Source organism: Bradyrhizobium sp. WD16 (assembly GCF_024181725.1).
Taxonomy (GTDB): Bacteria; Pseudomonadota; Alphaproteobacteria; order Rhizobiales; family Xanthobacteraceae; genus Bradyrhizobium_A.
The window spans coordinates 5604466-5620329 of record NZ_CP028908.1; the positions used below are offsets into that span (position 1 = coordinate 5604466).

Annotated in this window: 13 protein-coding genes; 5 read left to right on the top strand and 8 right to left on the bottom strand. The window is 65.8% G+C overall.

The genetic code is table 11. From position 1 onward, the window contains the following. Positions 1-71 precede the first annotated feature (71 nt). Together DB459_RS25915 and mgtA are read left to right on the top strand one after the other, a co-directional pair. Entirely contained in the window at positions 72-1058 is a 987-nt protein-coding gene (locus tag DB459_RS25915; RefSeq protein WP_253709855.1) for a zinc-dependent alcohol dehydrogenase family protein, read from the top strand. Positions 1059-1212: 154 nt separating this feature from the next. Continuing rightward, entirely contained in the window at positions 1213-3819 is a 2607-nt protein-coding gene (gene mgtA / locus DB459_RS25920; protein ID WP_253709857.1) for a magnesium-translocating P-type ATPase, read from the top strand. Positions 3820-3840: 21 nt separating this feature from the next. On the opposite strand, the gene DB459_RS25925 is transcribed toward mgtA, so the two are convergent. Then, on the bottom strand, positions 3841-4296 hold the full coding sequence (locus tag DB459_RS25925) for a hypothetical protein (protein ID WP_253709859.1): 456 nt from the start codon (positions 4294-4296) through the stop codon (positions 3841-3843). 223 nt (positions 4297-4519) lie between these two features. On the opposite strand from DB459_RS25925, the gene DB459_RS25930 reads away from it, so the two are divergent. The 3 genes from DB459_RS25930 (at position 4520) to lon (ending at position 8043) form a co-directional block, all read left to right on the top strand. Then, entirely contained in the window at positions 4520-5155 is a 636-nt protein-coding gene (locus DB459_RS25930; RefSeq protein ID WP_253709861.1) for a nucleoside deaminase, read from the top strand. 70 nt (positions 5156-5225) lie between these two features. After that, a complete protein-coding gene (locus DB459_RS25935) occupies positions 5226-5630 on the top strand; it encodes an Hsp20/alpha crystallin family protein (RefSeq protein ID WP_253709863.1) in 405 nt (134 codons plus the stop codon). Between the two features lie 22 nt (positions 5631-5652). Continuing rightward, positions 5653-8043 (top strand): endopeptidase La, encoded by a 2391-nt coding sequence (gene lon / locus DB459_RS25940; protein ID WP_253709865.1) that lies wholly within the window; start codon positions 5653-5655, stop codon positions 8041-8043. An 835-nt stretch (positions 8044-8878) separates the two neighbouring features. Here lon and DB459_RS25945 read toward each other — a convergent pair. From DB459_RS25945 to DB459_RS25975, 7 genes are all read right to left on the bottom strand, one after another. Continuing rightward, a protein-coding gene (locus DB459_RS25945; RefSeq protein ID WP_253706756.1) for an IS630 family transposase occupies positions 8879-9825 on the bottom strand; the annotation gives its coding sequence in 2 pieces (ribosomal slippage) (positions 8879-9486 and positions 9486-9825; 948 coding nt in all). 336 nt (positions 9826-10161) lie between these two features. Beyond that, positions 10162-10866 carry a glutathione S-transferase N-terminal domain-containing protein gene (locus DB459_RS25950; protein ID WP_253709867.1) on the bottom strand — a complete coding sequence of 235 codons (705 nt, stop codon included), beginning with the start codon at positions 10864-10866 and terminating at the stop codon, positions 10162-10164. A 331-nt stretch (positions 10867-11197) separates the two neighbouring features. Further along, positions 11198-11500: an HU family DNA-binding protein gene (locus DB459_RS25955; protein WP_253709869.1), complete on the bottom strand. Its 303-nt coding sequence runs from the start codon at positions 11498-11500 to the stop codon at positions 11198-11200. Positions 11501-11780: 280 nt separating this feature from the next. Further along, complete coding sequence (locus tag DB459_RS25960) at positions 11781-12989, bottom strand: GTP-binding protein (protein WP_253709872.1); 1209 nt, start codon at positions 12987-12989, stop codon at positions 11781-11783. A 116-nt stretch (positions 12990-13105) separates the two neighbouring features. After that, positions 13106-13822: a sulfite exporter TauE/SafE family protein gene (locus tag DB459_RS25965; protein ID WP_253709875.1), complete on the bottom strand. Its 717-nt coding sequence runs from the start codon at positions 13820-13822 to the stop codon at positions 13106-13108. Between the two features lie 97 nt (positions 13823-13919). Next, positions 13920-14549, bottom strand: coding sequence for a uracil phosphoribosyltransferase (upp, locus tag DB459_RS25970; RefSeq protein WP_253709877.1), 630 nt, complete (start codon positions 14547-14549; stop codon positions 13920-13922). 23 nt (positions 14550-14572) lie between these two features. Beyond that, entirely contained in the window at positions 14573-15739 is a 1167-nt protein-coding gene (locus DB459_RS25975) for a DUF1688 family protein (protein WP_253713705.1), read from the bottom strand. Positions 15740-15864: the final 125 nt, after the last annotated feature.

A 15864-nucleotide genomic window follows, 5' to 3' on the forward strand; every position in this document is an offset into this window, starting at 1 on the left:
CGCGGCCGCGGTTATCGCGGAAGTTGATCGCGGGGATCGGTATCATGTGATCGATTGCAGCGGAGGTGGCGATGCGGGCCATGGTTCTGACCGCGCCGGGGCGGCGGCTCGAAGCCGTTGAACGCTCCCTGCCCGAACCCGGCCCCAACGAGGTCCGGGTCCGGATCAGTGCTTGCGGCGTCTGCCGCACCGACCTGCATGTGGTCGACGGCGAACTGCCGGACGTCCGCTATCCGATCATCCCAGGCCACGAGATCGTCGGCCGTATCGAAGCGCTCGGTGCCGGCGTCAGCGGACTTGCGGTCGGCGAGCGGGTCGGCATTCCCTGGCTGGGCCACACCTGCGGCGTCTGCCGCTATTGCCACGACGGCATGGAAAATCTCTGCGACGCACCGCTCTTCACCGGCTACACGCGGGACGGTGGCTTTTCGACCCACACGATCGCGGATGCCCGCTACACGTTTGCGCTCGGCGAAGGCAGCGACGACGTCGCCACCGCGCCCTTGCTCTGCGCCGGCCTGATCGGCTGGCGCTCCCTGGTGATGGCCGGCAGCCGTGCCGAGCACCTCGGCATCTACGGCTTCGGCGCGGCCGGACACATCGTCGCCCAGGTGGCGCGGTTTCAGGGCCGGACGATCTACGCCTTTACCCGGCCCGGCGACGACGCCGCGCAACGATTTGCCGTCGAACTCGGCGCCGACTGGGCGGGCGGATCGGATCAATTGCCGCCACAGCCGCTGGATGCGGCGATCATCTACGCGCCGGCGGGACCGCTGGTGCCGACGGCGCTGCGAGCTGTTCGCAAGGGCGGTCGCGTCGTCTGCGCCGGCATCCACATGACCGACATTCCCTCGTTTCCCTACGCGCTGCTGTGGCAGGAGCGACAGCTCGTCTCCGTCGCCAATCTCACCCGCCAGGATGGGGTCGATTTCCTGCGTGTCGCCGCCGCAGCCGGCGTCCACACTGCCACCACACCGTTTCCGCTCGCACAGGCCAATGCGGCGCTCGATCGCCTGCGCGCCGGCGAGCTGCTCGGCGCCGCGGTACTGATCCCTTGAGGCTCCGCCCCTCGACATCCGCGATGCATCGATTGATCCTGCCCGCCGGCTGTGAAAGCCTGCCGGCGGTCTCGCTGCCGGACCCCGGACCGATGGCAATGTCATGACGCTCCGCAGATCGCGTGGTCTGGATCGCCCCAGGAGAGTACCATTCATGTCGTTGCTGCCGGCTCGCCTCGCGGCACCCTTCGTCCGGACGCGACACGGAACCCGACCGCCCGCGCACGAAGCCTTTTGGCGCCGGTCGCCCGAAGAACTCTTCAGCCGGCTCGACAGCGGTCCTCAAGGTCTCGCCTCGCGAGAGGCTGCGAGCCGCCGCCTTCGCTTCGGCCTCAACAGCTATCGCGAGCATGGCCGCCAGCATCTGGTGCTGCGGATCGCGCACAAGCTGCTCAATCCGCTGATCGCGATCCTGCTGGCGGCGGCCGCGGTGTCCGGCCTGAGCGGCGATCTCGGCAGCTTCATCATCATCGTGACGGTGATCTCGATCTCCCTGGCGCTCGACGTCATCCAGGAGCATCACGCCGAGACCGCCGTCGATGCCCTTCGCCGGTCGGTGGCGGTGACCGCCGACGTCCGGCGCGACGACACCACCAAGGTCATTCCCGTCGAGGACATCGTACCCGGCGACGTCGTCGAATTGCGAACCGGAGACCTGGTGCCGGCCGACGGCCTGGTGCTCGAGGCCCAAAACGCCCAGGTCAACGAGTCGCTGATGACCGGCGAGCCTTTCCCGGCGATGAAGTCCGCTGCGCCCTGCGCCAGCCGCTCCCCGGCGGACGCCACCAACGCCCTGTTCTCGGGCACCGCGCTGGTCGGCGGCAGCGCCCTGATGCTGGTCGTCCATACCGGCCTGCGCACCCGTTTCGGCAGCATCGCGGCCGGCCTCGCTGCGAGCGAACCACCCACCGCGCTGGAACAGGGCGTGCAGCACCTCGGCCTCTTGATCCTGCGGCTGACGGTCTTTCTGACGCTGTTCGTACTGCTCGCCAACCTCACCGCGGGTCGCCCTCCGGTCGATTCCTTCCTGTTCGCCATCGCCCTTGCCGTCGGGCTCACCCCCGAACTGCTGCCGATGATCATGACGGTCACCCTCGCCCGCGGCGCCCTGCGCATGGCCGAACGCAAGGTCATCGTCAAACGCCTGTCTGCCATTCACGATCTCGGCGCCATGGACGTCCTGTGCGTCGACAAGACCGGAACGCTGACCAAGGCGCAGATCACGCTGATCGATCACGTGACGCCCGAAGGAGTGAGCGCCGAACGGGTGCTGAGCCTCGCCGCCCTCAACAGCCGTTTTCAGACCGGCGCACGCAGCCCGCTCGACGAATCCGTCCTCGCCCATGCCGGCACACCGCCCGACGACCGGCTCCGGATCGCCGAAGTGCCGTTCGATTTCGAACGGCGCTGCGTCTCGGTGCTGATCGGCGACGGCGCGCGCCGCCTGCTGGTGACCAAAGGCGCACCGGAGGCGGTCATCGACCGCGCCAGCGACATCGAGACCGCGGCGGGACGACGCCCGCTGGACGCGACGGCGCGCGCGTTGATCGACGAAGTCCAGCGCGCCCAGAACGCCCAGGGCTACCGCCTGCTCGCCGTCGGCATCCGCGACCTCCCGGACGGCACCAACGAGGTCGGTCTCGCCGATGAGCGCGATCTCACGCTAGTGGGATTCTGCGTGTTCTCCGACCCGCCCAAGCCCGACGCCGCCATCGCCATCGCCGGCCTGCGCGACCTCGGCATCGGCCTCAAGATCATTTCCGGCGACCATGCCACTGTGGTCCAGCACGTCGCCGCGGCGGTCGGCCTGCCCCATGCCCGCGCCCTCACCGGCGCGGATATCGCCGACCTGTCCGATATCGCGCTCGCCGCGCGGATCGACGAGGTCGATATCTTCGCCCGGGTCGACCCCGACCAGAAGACCCGGATCATCCGCGCCCTGCAGCGCCGGGGCCACGTCGTCGGCTTCATGGGCGACGGCGTCAACGACGCGCCGGCCATTCGGGCCGCGCATGTCGGCCTGTCGGTCGAAGGCGCCACCGACATCGCCCGCGCCGCCGCCGACATGATTCTGCTGGCGACGGATCTCACCGTGCTCGGCAACGGCGTGCGGGAGGGCCGCCGCACCTTCGCGAACATCCTCAAATATGTGCGCATGGGCACGAGCTCCAACTTCGGCAACATGCTGTCGATGGCACTCGCCTCGGTGGTGCTGCCCTTCCTGCCGCTGCTGCCGATCCAGATTCTGCTCAACAACCTCGTCTACGACCTGTCGGAGATCGGCATTCCCTTCGACGACGTCGACGCCGACGCCGTCGAGATGCCGCACACCTGGGACATGCGCAGTATCCTGCGATTCACCGTCGTCATGGGCGCGCTGTCGTCGCTGTTCGACATCGCCACCTTCGTCATCCTGCTGAAGGTGTTTCATGCCGATGCGGCAACGTTCCAGACCGGCTGGTTCGTCGAATCGATCGCGACGCAGATCCTGGTGATCTTCCTGATCCGCACCCGCGGGGCGTTCTGGCGGAGCCGGCCGCACCCCCTCCTCGCCGCCACCTCGCTCGGCGCCCTCGCCGGCGTCCTCATCCTGGTGCTGAGCCCATTGCGCACGCTGTTCGGTTTCGCGGCGATCGACGCACGGCTCGGCTTCGCTGTCCTCGCCATCGTCGTGGCCTATCTGATCTGCGCTGAACTCGCCAAGCGTTTCGCCGTCGGCCGCGCGGTCGCGAAGGCTCCGCCTTGCGCGCAGGCGCCGTGACGCACGAATGACCGCTGGCGGCTATTTGGGTGCCGCGAAGGACTGGTTGCTGAAGATGTTGGCGGTCGGCGACTTGATGGCGATGTAGCTGCGGTCGTTCGCCTGGTGACAGCCGTTGCATGCCGTGGTCAGATCGGCATAGACCGCCTCGAATTTCGCCGCATCCTTGCGGGCGATGACGTCGCTGAGCCGGCGGATCGGATCGGCCACGATGCTCATATTGGTCACGGGAATCCCGGGATAGAGCATCGCGGCATCCTGCAGGCTGGAATGGATCTGGCCCAGCGCGTAATCGGCCATCGCCCAGTTGCGGGCCTTGCCGGCGAAATACAGCTTGGCATGCCGTAGCTGAATGACCGCCATGATGTCGGCGAGGCGCGGCAGATAGCCCTGGTTCGGTCCCACCGTCTGGGCCGCCGCGCCAACGACGAGAGAGGCTGCGACCGCTGTTCCGGCGGCAATGACTGACAATTTCATCGACACATGCTCCGCTGCGGCAATCCGGCCGCCCCCTTGTCGCGACCGGGCTGTCGGCATCTAATCACCACCGTGGGATGCTTTGTTGATGCTGATCAAGACCGGCATGGCAACGGGTGTATGCTGGCAGCTTCTCGCCCTCCCCCGGATTGATCAGGACACGCATTCGGTCCGGTCAGGGCGCCATAGCGTTTTGGGACGATTATAAGCGAAAGGTGATTGCATGACGGCTCCGGCTGACGATCTCGCCTCGCCTCCCCACCCTTCCGATGTCACGATGATGCGGCGATGTATCGCGCTGGCGGGGGAATCCGTCAGGGCCGGCGAATTTCCGTTCGCCGCGGTGGTCGCAAGGGGCGGCCGCATCGTCTGCGAATCCATCAACCGCGCCAAGAGCAACGGCGACGCCAACAGCCACGCTGAAGTAGTGGCCATCGGCGAGGCGCAGCGACGCCATGGCACCGATCTGTCCGAATGCACGCTCTACACGACGGTCGAGCCCTGCGCGCTGTGCGCCTATGCAGCCCGCGAGTCGCGCCTCGGCCGGGTCGTCTATGGCCTGCACTCGCCGTTGATGGGCGGCCATTCGCGCTGGAATATTCTCGACGATCACCGCCTGTCGGAAGCCCTGCCGGACGTCTTTCGGCCTGCGCCCGCGATCGTCGCCGGTTTTCTCCAGGAGGAGGTGTCCGCGGTCTTCCGCAGCTGGAACCCGATCGCCTGGCAGGTCATCAAGGCCCGCGGCATCTTCGTCGCCGGCCCTGCCCGATCGACGCCGGCGGGCAGCATCGACGGCCTCGCCGCCCGCCTTTTGGCCGGCATGCGGACCCTTGTGATTGACCGGATCGGTCGCACATAGAAGGAATCGTGCCTGCCTCACCTCCGTGCGCCAGTGAACCGGTCGCACTGGAAACATCCGAGAGATGCCGATGTCGACCAAATCTCCAATCAACTGGATGCTGTCGGACGCCATCGAGGCCCTGGCGCGGGCCGAGCGGCTGCATCAGCAGTTTCTCAAGCTGCAGCCCGCCGCAACCCGCGAGCCGAGCTGGGAGCCGCCGATCGACGTGCTCGAAACCGAGCGCGAGATCATGATCCTCGTCGCCCTGCCCGGGGTCGACCCCAACGAGGTCGAGGCGGTGATCGAGGGCGCCACGCTCGTCGTGCGCGGCCATCGCGTCCTGCCGCCCGAATTGCGGAATGCGCGCATTCTCCGGCTGGAACTGCCCCAGGGCCGTTTCGAGCGCCGCATCGCGCTGCCGCCCGGCCGCTACTCCGTCAGCCGCTTCGCCACGCATGGCTGCATCGGCCTGCGGCTCGCCAAATCGATCTGATCGTCGCCCGAGGAGAGACGCCATGTCGGCCAGCGACAATGCCGAAGTTTCCGCGCCCGCCGCAAGCACTGCAACCCCGATCCCCCAGGATGCCGTGATCATCGTGCCGGTGCGCAACACCGTGCTGTTTCCCGGCGTGGTGCTGCCGATCACCATCGGGCGGCCGAAATCGGTTGCTGCGGCCCAGCAGGCGGTGCGCGAGCAGCGACCGATCGGCATTGTGCTGCAGCGTGACGCCAGCACCGACGATCCCACCCCCGACGAACTCTACCGGATCGGCACCGTGGCCAACATCGTCCGTTACGTTACCGGCCCGGACGAGAGCCACCACATCATCTGCCAGGGCGTGCAGCGGATGCGCCTGCTCGATTTTCTACCGGGCACGCCGTTTCTCGCCGCGCGCGTCCTGCACATTCCCGAGCCGACCACCCAGTCCGCCGAGATCGAGGCGCGCTTCCTCAATCTCCAGCGCCAGGCGATCGAAGCCGCCGAACTCTTGCCCCAGGCTCCGCCGGAACTGATCGCGGCGTTGCGGAGCACCACCTCGCCGGCGACGCTGGCCGATCTCGCCACCTCCTACATGGATATCAAGCCCGCCGAGAAGCAGGAGATTCTCGAAACGATCGATCTCGCCTTGCGCATGGAGAAGGTCTCGCGCCATCTCGCCGAACGCATCGAGGTGCTGCGCCTCAGCGCCGAGATCGGCAAGCAGACCAAGGCGGCATTCGACGAGCGCCAGCGCGAGGCGATTCTGCGCGAACAGATGGCGGCAATCCAGCGCCAACTCGGCGAGGGCGATGGCAAGACCCAGGAGGTCGCCGAGCTGAACGAGGCCATTACCAAGGCGAAGATGTCGCCGGAGGCGGAAAGCCAGGCCCGCAAGGAAGTCCGCCGCTACGAACGGATGCCGGAAGGCGCCGGCGAAGCCGGCATGCTGCGGACCTATCTCGACTGGCTGGTCGAATTGCCCTGGGCCCTCCCCGAGGAGAAGACCATCGACATCGCCGAGGCGCGTCGCATCCTCGACGAGGACCACTACGGGCTGGAGAAGATCAAGAGCCGGATCATCGAGTACCTCGCGGTGCGCAAGCTCGCGCCGCACGGCAAGGCGCCGATCCTGTGCTTTGCCGGCCCCCCGGGGGTCGGCAAGACCTCGCTCGGCCAGTCGATCGCCCGCGCCATGGGCCGGCCCTTCGTCCGCGTCAGCCTCGGCGGCGTCCATGACGAGGCCGAGATCCGCGGCCATCGCCGCACCTATATCGGCGCCCTGCCCGGCAACATCATCCAGGGCATCAAGAAGGCCGGCACCCGCAACTGCGTGATGATGCTGGACGAGATCGACAAGATGGGCCGCGGCATCCAGGGCGATCCGTCTGCCGCCATGCTGGAGGTGCTCGATCCCGAACAGAACTCGACGTTCCGCGACAATTACCTCGGCGTGCCGTTCGACCTGTCGCGTATCGTCTTCATCGCCACCGCCAACATGCTCGATACGGTGCCGGGCCCGCTGCTCGACCGCATGGAGATCATCAGCCTCGCCGGCTACACCGAGGAGGAAAAGCTCGAGATCGCGCGCCGCTATCTGGTGCGGCGGCAGCTCGAGGCCAATGGCCTTTCCGCCGACCAGGCGGAGATCGAGCCCGAGGCGCTGCGGCTGATCATCAAGGGCTATACCCGTGAAGCGGGCGTGCGCAATCTCGAGCGCGAAATCGGCAAGGCGTTCCGCCATGCCGCCGTTCAGGTCGCCGAGGGCCGCAGCGGCCGCGTCATCCTCACCCCCGCAGAGCTCGCGCCGGTGCTCGGTCCGCCGCGCTTCGAGAACGAAGTCGCCATGCGCACCAGCATTCCCGGAGTGGCCACCGGCCTCGCCTGGACGCCTGTCGGCGGCGACATCCTGTTCATCGAGGCGACCCGCACGCCCGGCAAAGGCGGGCTGATCCTCACCGGCCAGCTCGGCGACGTCATGCGCGAAAGCGCCCAGGCCGCACTCACCCTGGTGAAAAGTCGGGCACGCGACCTCGGCGTCGATCCCGATCTGTTCGCCAACAGCGACATCCACGTCCATGTTCCGGCCGGCGCGACGCCGAAGGACGGCCCGAGCGCGGGCGTTGCCATGTTCATGGCCCTCGTCTCGCTGCTCACCGGACGAACGATCAACAGCAGCACCGCCATGACCGGCGAGATCTCGCTGCGCGGCCTTGTGCTGCCGGTCGGCGGCATCAAGGAGAAGGTCGTGGCGGCAGCCGCAGCCGGCCTGACCCGCGTGATGCTGCCCGCCCGCAACCGCCGCGACTTCGACGACATCCCGGCCGGCGCACGCGAGCGGCTGCAATTCATCTGGCTGGAGCGCGTCGACGACGCCGTCGCGGCCGCGCTCGAACCGGCGGCGGCTGCCGCCGCCGGCGGCGGCTAGTGTGGCGTCTCGCAATTGCCTACCGCCTTTGCGGCAAGCCTCTCGTAGGCAATTGCGAGACATAAGCCACACTGGCACTTTGATTTTGCTAGTGTCCCTTATGTCTCCGAATGACCGGGCGAGCGTGAGGCAAACAACGCGGTAATTCGGAGACGGGACACTAGTGCGGTGGAGCTGACGCTCGTATCAGCATTCGTTAAAACCGGGACACTGGCACAGTGTTCGGAAAGCTCCTCCGCCCAAGGGGCGACGGCGTTGTTGGACCATCACGTAAGCGATCGCCGAGATCGACAACGGCCCTCGATTTCAAGGGCCGTGATCGCGTCATCAACAACTCCGTCGCGACTCGGCATATCAATTTTCAAAATGTTGTGTACTCTTGACAACGTGCATGCTGATTCTCGGCATGCGCGTTTCGTTTAAGCTACCTTCAGAGGACACCATGGCGAAGAAAGCGAAGAAGGCGAAGAAGACGGTAAAGAAGGCTGTGAAGAAAACAGCCAAGAAGAAAGCCGCCAAGAAGAAGAAGTAATCTCTCGACGACAACGACGCGTCGCGTTATTCCGGCGGGGCTGCGCGACTTGCGCGCCCACCAGAGGGTTTCCAGAGCCTTTCGTGCCGGCGACCTTGCGACCACGACTGATGAGGCCGGACCTTTATGCAGATGGCTGCTGCATAAAGGTCCGGTTTTTCATTATGGCCTGCAAGTTCCCCAGAGAGCGCTTCTTGGCCGCGTTATGCGATCGTGCGGTGTCCCTTTAGTCGCCGAAGGACCCTTCGACCGTGCAGCAAATGCAGCGGTCATTCGGAAACAGGGCACTAGAGCAGACTCCGATCAAGGTGGATCATATCCGCATGCGGCGAAGTAGTTTGCGCATTGGGCGGGCTTGAAGATGTCGGCGCAGGTTTCGAGGGCGCGCATCAGGGCGGCGACGGTTCGCTCGGCGATTTTGCGCAAATGCGCTTTCAGCTTGGAAAACGCCTTCTCGATCGGGTTCATGTCGGGGCTATAGGGCGGGAGGTAGAGCAGCTCGGCGCCCGCGGCCTCGATCAACTCCTTGACCCGCGGCCCCTTGTGGGCGGACAGATTGTCCATGACGACAACGTCGCCTTTCGTGAGGGTAGGAACGAGGCAGTGTTCCACCCAGTCCTCGAACAGGGCGGCGGTGATCGGACGATCATAGGTCTTCGCCGCCACGAGCCCGCGAAGGCGGATGCCGGCGACGAGCGTGACCGTCTTGTAATGGCCGTGCGGCACGCCGACGCGCAACCGCCGTCCGCGCCGGCAACGCCCACCTTTGCGCGCCAAATTGGTCGAGGCGCCCGTTTCGTCGATGAAGACGAGCTTCTCGGGATCGAGATCGAGCTGTCGCTCGAACCATTCGAGGCGTTGCTTCAGGACGTCCGGCCGCTGCTGCTCCGAGGCGTGTGCGGTCTTTTTTTAAACGTGACGCCATGACGGTCGAAGAAGCGCCACAGCACGGAACTCGAAAAATGCTCGCCACAATTCCTGATCAGACGTTCCTGGATCTCCAGCAGGGTGACGTCCGGCGTGCGCCGGATCAGCCCCATCAGGTAGCCGTGATGGGCTTCGATGCGGCCGGAGCGGCGATCGCCTCCAGTCGACTTCGGCGACATTTCTCCCGTCGTCTCGAATTGCTTGACCCAGCGCACGGCGCTCGCAATGCTGACTTCGAAACGCTTCGCCGCCGCATTGCGCGACAGCCCGCCCGAGACGACAGCCTCCACCACTCGTTTGCGAAGATCGTCGGAAAGCGCCATTCCAGCCGCCTCCATTCTGCGGCAGGAATCATGAATCAGATGTCAGCCGATTCGGGAATCCTGATTCGATTCACATCGCTCGGAGCCTGCTCTAGTGCGGCGTCTCGCAATTACCTACCGCCTTTGCGGCAAGCCCCTGTCGGCAATTGCGAGACATAAGCCACACTAGCTTTTTGATTTTGCTAGTGTCCCGATGTCTCCGAATGACCGTGCGAGGGTGAGGCAAACGAAGCGGTAATTCGGAGACGGGACACTAGGATGAAGTAGAGTGCGACAGCGAGCAACGTGACGATTGCTATGTAGTCCGGCATGCGGACTTCCTGTTGCACGCCTTCGTCAGGGCCGCGGCGGGATCTCCAGGCCGCATTGCACCGCCGGGCGCGCGAGACCGCGCTCCAGCCACGCCGGAACTTCCCTGAGGCTGTCGAAATCGACGAGCTCGCGCGCCTCGTAGAAGCCGATCAGGTTGCGCACCCACCCCAGCAGCGAGATGTCGGCGATGGTGTAATCGTCGCCCATGATCCACCTCCGGCCGGCGAGGCGGCTCTCGATGACGCCGAGCAGCCGCTCGGTCTCGGTGCGATAGCGCTCCAGCGGGCGCTTGTCCTCGATCTCGCGGCCGGCGAATTTATGGAAATAGCCCAGCTGGCCGAACATCGGCCCGACCGATGCCATCTGGAAGAACACCCACTGCACGGTCTCGTAGCGCAGCGCCGCATCCGCCGGCAGCAACTGCCCGGTCTTGTCGGCGAGATAGAGCAGGATGGCGCCGGACTCGAACAGGCCGAGGGCTTTGCCCCCCGGTCCGTGGGGATCGACGATCGCCGGAATCTTGCCGTTCGGATTCAGGGACAGAAACTCGCTCGTCCAGCTCTCATTCTTGGTGATGTCGATGACGTGCGCCTCGTAAGGCAGCCCGATCTCCTCAAGCATGATCGACACCTTGACGCCGTTCGGCGTCGGAAAGGAATAGAGCTGCAGGCGATCGGGATGCCTGGCGGGCCAGCGGCGGGTGATCGGAAAGGCGGATAGATCGGTCATGCAGGGCTCCGGCCGGTTGCGGGACGACGAACGCGCCACTCCTGGAATGGATCGCAAGTGTGGATCGCGAGGGCTCCTTTGATCCCATCATTTGCAAACGCGCCTGATGGAGCGGATTGCGAATGTTGGAATTGCACCATTAGCACAAGCCCTTCCACAGGAAGCAGGGCGGCTACAATGACAGCCGAAGGCGAAGAATGCAGGGCTGACGAGGCGGCAGAATGCGTGCCGACTAAACGCCTGATGAAGGGAATGGCTCCTGAAAAAGTGGTCCGGAAAAAAATAAGGCCCCCGAAGGGGCCTTACCTGTCGGCTTGAACCGCCGGCCGGATCAGAGGGCGTCCTTGGCCGCCTTGACGGGCCGTGCGCGGATGATCTTGCGGGCCGGCTTCGCCTTGAACACGGTCGGCTCCTTGGTGAAGGGATTGATGCCCTTGCGTGCCTTGGTGGCCGGCTTCTTGATGACCACGAACTTCGCAAAGCCCGGCACCAGGAACACGCCGCTCTTCTTCAGCTCCTTGTAGCCGATCGAGGTCAGCGACTCGAGCACGCCCTTGACCTGGCGCTTGGTGAGATCGGCGTTCTCGCCGGTGATTTTTTCGATCAGCTCCGACTTCGTCAACTGCTTTGCCATGTGTGTCTGGCTCCTGTCCATCGTTGGAGAAAGGTGATTCGTGCCAGAGCACAATATGAGGAAATGCAGCGGAAAGCCCGCATTTGCAGCGGCCTTTCACAGATTTATGGCAAAAACCGCCTGAAAATAGGCCTATCGGGCCCAGCTGCGCTGCGATGCCCTTGCAAATAGGGGATTCGCTGACTCGCGAAGACACCCACGGCGACCGTCGGCGTCTCCTTCGGCGAATCGATCCGTCCATTCGCGGCGGCGATCGCCACACCGGCTCGACGGTGCGACCTCATTCCGCACCGACCGTCCATGCGGGAAAGGGGTCCGGCAGCCGGCGCCAAGCCTCGGGTGCGAAGCGGTCTGGCTCGCCGATCAGGCAGTCGTCCAGCCTCTGCCGGAGCGCGGCTTCATCCATCGCACGCGTCCCGATGAAGACGATCTCCTGCCTGCGGTCGCCCCAGACGGGGTCGAGATAGGCGCGCATGCTGTTGCGCCATCCGTCGTGATCGGGCCAGCGCTCCTTTGGCACCGCCGCCCACCACAAGCCTCTTTTCGACGTCCGCACCATCGCGCCGGCCTGAGCCAACTCCCCGACGAAATGCGGCCGGGTCGCCAGCCAAAAGAAGCCCTTGGCACGGATCACGCCGAGCCAGGATTCATTGCAGAACGCCCGGAAGCGACCGGGATGGAACGGCCGGCGCGCGCGATAGACGAAGGAACTTACGCCATATTCCTCGGTCTCCGGCACATGCTGCTTGAATCCGTTCAACTCCTTGAACCACAGCGGATGACGATGAGCCCTTTCGAAGTCGAACAGGCGGGTATGCAGCACTTGGCCGATCGGCACGTCGCAGAAATCGCTCTCCAGAATCCGGGCGTCCGAGTTCAGCGCTCGAACGATGGCGCGCGCTGCGTCACGCCGATCGGCCGAGGCCTGCGATACCTTGTTGAGAACGATGACGTCCGCGAATTCGATCTGCTCGACCATCAGATCCACCAACGATCGGCCGTCGCCGTCGCCAGCGATCTCGCCACGATCGCGCAGGAAATCCTGGCTGGAGTAGTTGGCGAGCAGGTTCGCGGTGTCAACAACCGTCACCATCGCGTCGATGCGGGCGACATCCGACAAGCTCCGCCCCTCCTCGTCACTGAATTCGAAGGTGGTTGCGACCGGCAGCGGTTCGCCGATCCCCGTCGACTCGATGACCAGTGCGTCGAAGCAACCGCGCTCCGCCAGTCGCCGGACTTCGATCAGCAGATCCTCGCGCAGTGTGCAGCAAATGCACCCGTTGGTCATTTCGACGAGCGACTGCTCCGTGTGGGTGACGGCTCCGTCGGAGCGCACCAGCTCCGCGTCGACATTCACTTCGCTCATGTCATTGACGATCACGGCGATCCGCTGCCCGGCCGTATTGGTCAGAAGTCGATTGAGCAGCGTGGTCTTTCCGGCTCCGAGGAAGCCGGACAGAACGGTGACGGGGATGCGGGGGTCTTCCATGTGGTCTCCGTGATCGAATATGTAATGTTATAACATTACATTTAAGAGGGCGATTGACCACCCTTCGACGATCGCCTTCCAACAACATTTGCGTGAGGGACGACGCGCGCCCCGGTTCAGCCGATGCCGCACCACTCGGCGAAATTCGCCGCCGGGACGATCGCGCTGGCGACGCCGAGCAGGATGATCGCCAGCCCGACTGCAGGTCGCAGCCAGCCGGCGCCGGCCTTGCGCTGGAGAAAAGGAAGCCCGAGCCCTGAGGCCATCACGGGCGCCAGCGTACCGAGACCGAAGCCGAACATCGCGATTGCGCCGTTGAGCCAGGCCCCCGACAGCATGGCGTAGAACAATGCGGCGTAGACCATGGCGCAGGGAAACAGCCCCCAGACGCAGCCGGAGGCAAACAGCCCCGCGGCCGATGACGGACCGACGCGGCTCGCCATGGCGCCGAGCCGGTCGCCGACCACCGCGGCGAATCGATGCAGCGGCTCGGGGATCGGCACGAAACCGATCATCGACATGCCGATCCAGCCGAGCGAGACGGCCGCGGCCCAGCGCAGCACGATGTGGACCAGGGAGCGGTCGAGGGCTCCAAATGCCATCGAGCCGAGACCGCCGACAACGGCGCCGGCAACGATATAGGCGGACATCCGGCCGGCATTGATCAGCAGGTTCGTCAGCACCGGGTGGCGCGCCCAGCCCGAATCCGGCGACGAGGTTGCCGCGAAACTCAGGCTCGCCGCAATCCCCGAGCACATGCCGATGCAGTGCAGGCTCGAGGCGAACCCGAGCAAGAGACCCGCAATCAGCAGGGGCTGACCGAAATCGAACACCGTAATCCTCCGCGACCGGGCAGCCTTAGGCCGGATCCGGCGCTCTCACTTTGCGTTGCATCAACACGCCCCCCCATCCGAATGCCGTTCCGACCGCTCAACGGGTACCGTAGGCACGGTCGCCGGCGTCGCCGAGACCCGGCAGGATGTAGGCGTTCTCGTCGAGGCCCTCGTCGATGGCGGCGGTCCAGACCGGAACGTCTGGATGCAGGCCGCGAATGCGTTCGATGCCCACGGGCGCCGCGATCATGCAGACCATGCGGATGTCCTTCGCCCCCCGTTCCTTGAGGCGGTCGACGGCGGCGACCGCGGTGTTGGCGGTGGCAAGGACCGGCGTCACGACGATGGCGAGGCGCTCGCCAAGGTCGGAGGGTGCCTTGAAGAAGTATTCGACGGCGACGAAGGTCTGCGGGTCGCGATAGAGGCCGATATGGGCGACCCGCGCCGTGGGCACGAGGTCGAGCATCCCGTCGACGAAGGTGACGCCGGCGCGCAGCACCGGGACGAAGACCAGCTTCTTGCCGGCGATCCTGGCCGACTGCATCCGTGCCAGCGGCGTCTCGACCTCGACCTCGGTCAGCGGCAGGTCGCGCGTCACCTCGTAGCACAGCAGCATCCCGATCTCCTTGAGGAGCTCTCGGAACGACTTGGTCGAGATCGTGCGATCGCGGATCAGCGTCACCTTGTGCTGCACCAGCGGATGATCGACCACCGTGACGCCCTGCATGATGCCTGTCTCCTCGCTTGCGTTCAGAACACTGTGCCGTCGCTGACGACCTTGACCGGCGGCGAACCGTCGGGCCGGCGCTCGAAGGCGAGCCGGCGGCCCGCCGCCCAGGTGCCGCCTTCGAGCAGCTTGGCCAGCGGAAATGCCTCGGCATCGAGGCCGAGCTGCACCCTGACGACGCCGGCCAGCCGATCCAGCAGCGCCACCGTCAGCGCGCGCCACTCGACGACGAGAGTCGAATCCACCGCATGGGCGCGGCTCGCGTCCGCCGCGTCGCGGAAGACGAGCACTCCGGCATCGACGAACAGGCCGCCGTTGCGATATTCGGCGAGCCCGGTCAGTCCGTCGATGGCGGTGACCGTGAGGCCGGCCCGCTGCATCGGCTCGATCAGCGAATAGCTCAGCCATTGCGACAGCTTGTGCAGCGGCACGAGGCCGCTGGTGGCATCGTCGGTCACCAGCGCCGGATGACGCCAGCAATCGCCGAGCGGCACGCCGCCGAGAGTGAGGCGTGATGGCCAGATCGGGCCGAGCTGGCGCAGCACCGCGCGCAGGATCTCCGGCGCGGCGATGGTGCCGCCGGCGGCCGCCGCGGTCAGATGATCGAACAGGCCGCCCGGGCGCGGGCCGTCATGACGGCCGAACACGTCCGCATGGGCCGCGATGTGCGCGCCGAGCCGGCGCAGCAGTTCGGCGCGGCCCTCGAGGCCGACCAGCGGATTGGCCTCGCCGACCTGAAGCCCGCGCCGCAGATCCGCGACGTCCAGCGCGGCCAGCCGTTCGGCGTCGGCCCGCAGCGGCGCGGTGGACCTCGCCGAAAACACGCCGCCGGCGAACATCTCGAGGCTGGCCAGCGCCAGCCCTTCGGAGCGGCCGATGCGCTGGCCACTCGACGCGTCATGATAGCGCCAGTCGGGGCCGGCCCCGGCATCGAGCAACACGCTGACGATGGCGAGATCGAACTCGCTCCGCGCGCGGCTCGCCGCGTCGGCCCAGGCGGCCGTCTGCGCGATCGCCGCCCAGCGGTCCTCGCCCGCGACCACGAAATGGCGCCAGCGGGCGTGGAACGGCACGTTGCCATCGGGGTAGTTGCTGCGGATCGTCGCGATGACGAGATCGGCGGCAGCGCCGAGCCGATCGAGGTCGAGCTTGAAATGCGGAAGGGCGTCGGCCTCGGCCAGCGCCAACATGCGCCGCGCCCGCTCCCGCACGGCCACCGCGGACAACAACGCCAGCGCCTCGTCGGCTTGTTGTGGCACGCCTAGTACCCTGTTTCCGAAGTTCGTGACCTGTTTGCAGCACCCGCCCGTCACGA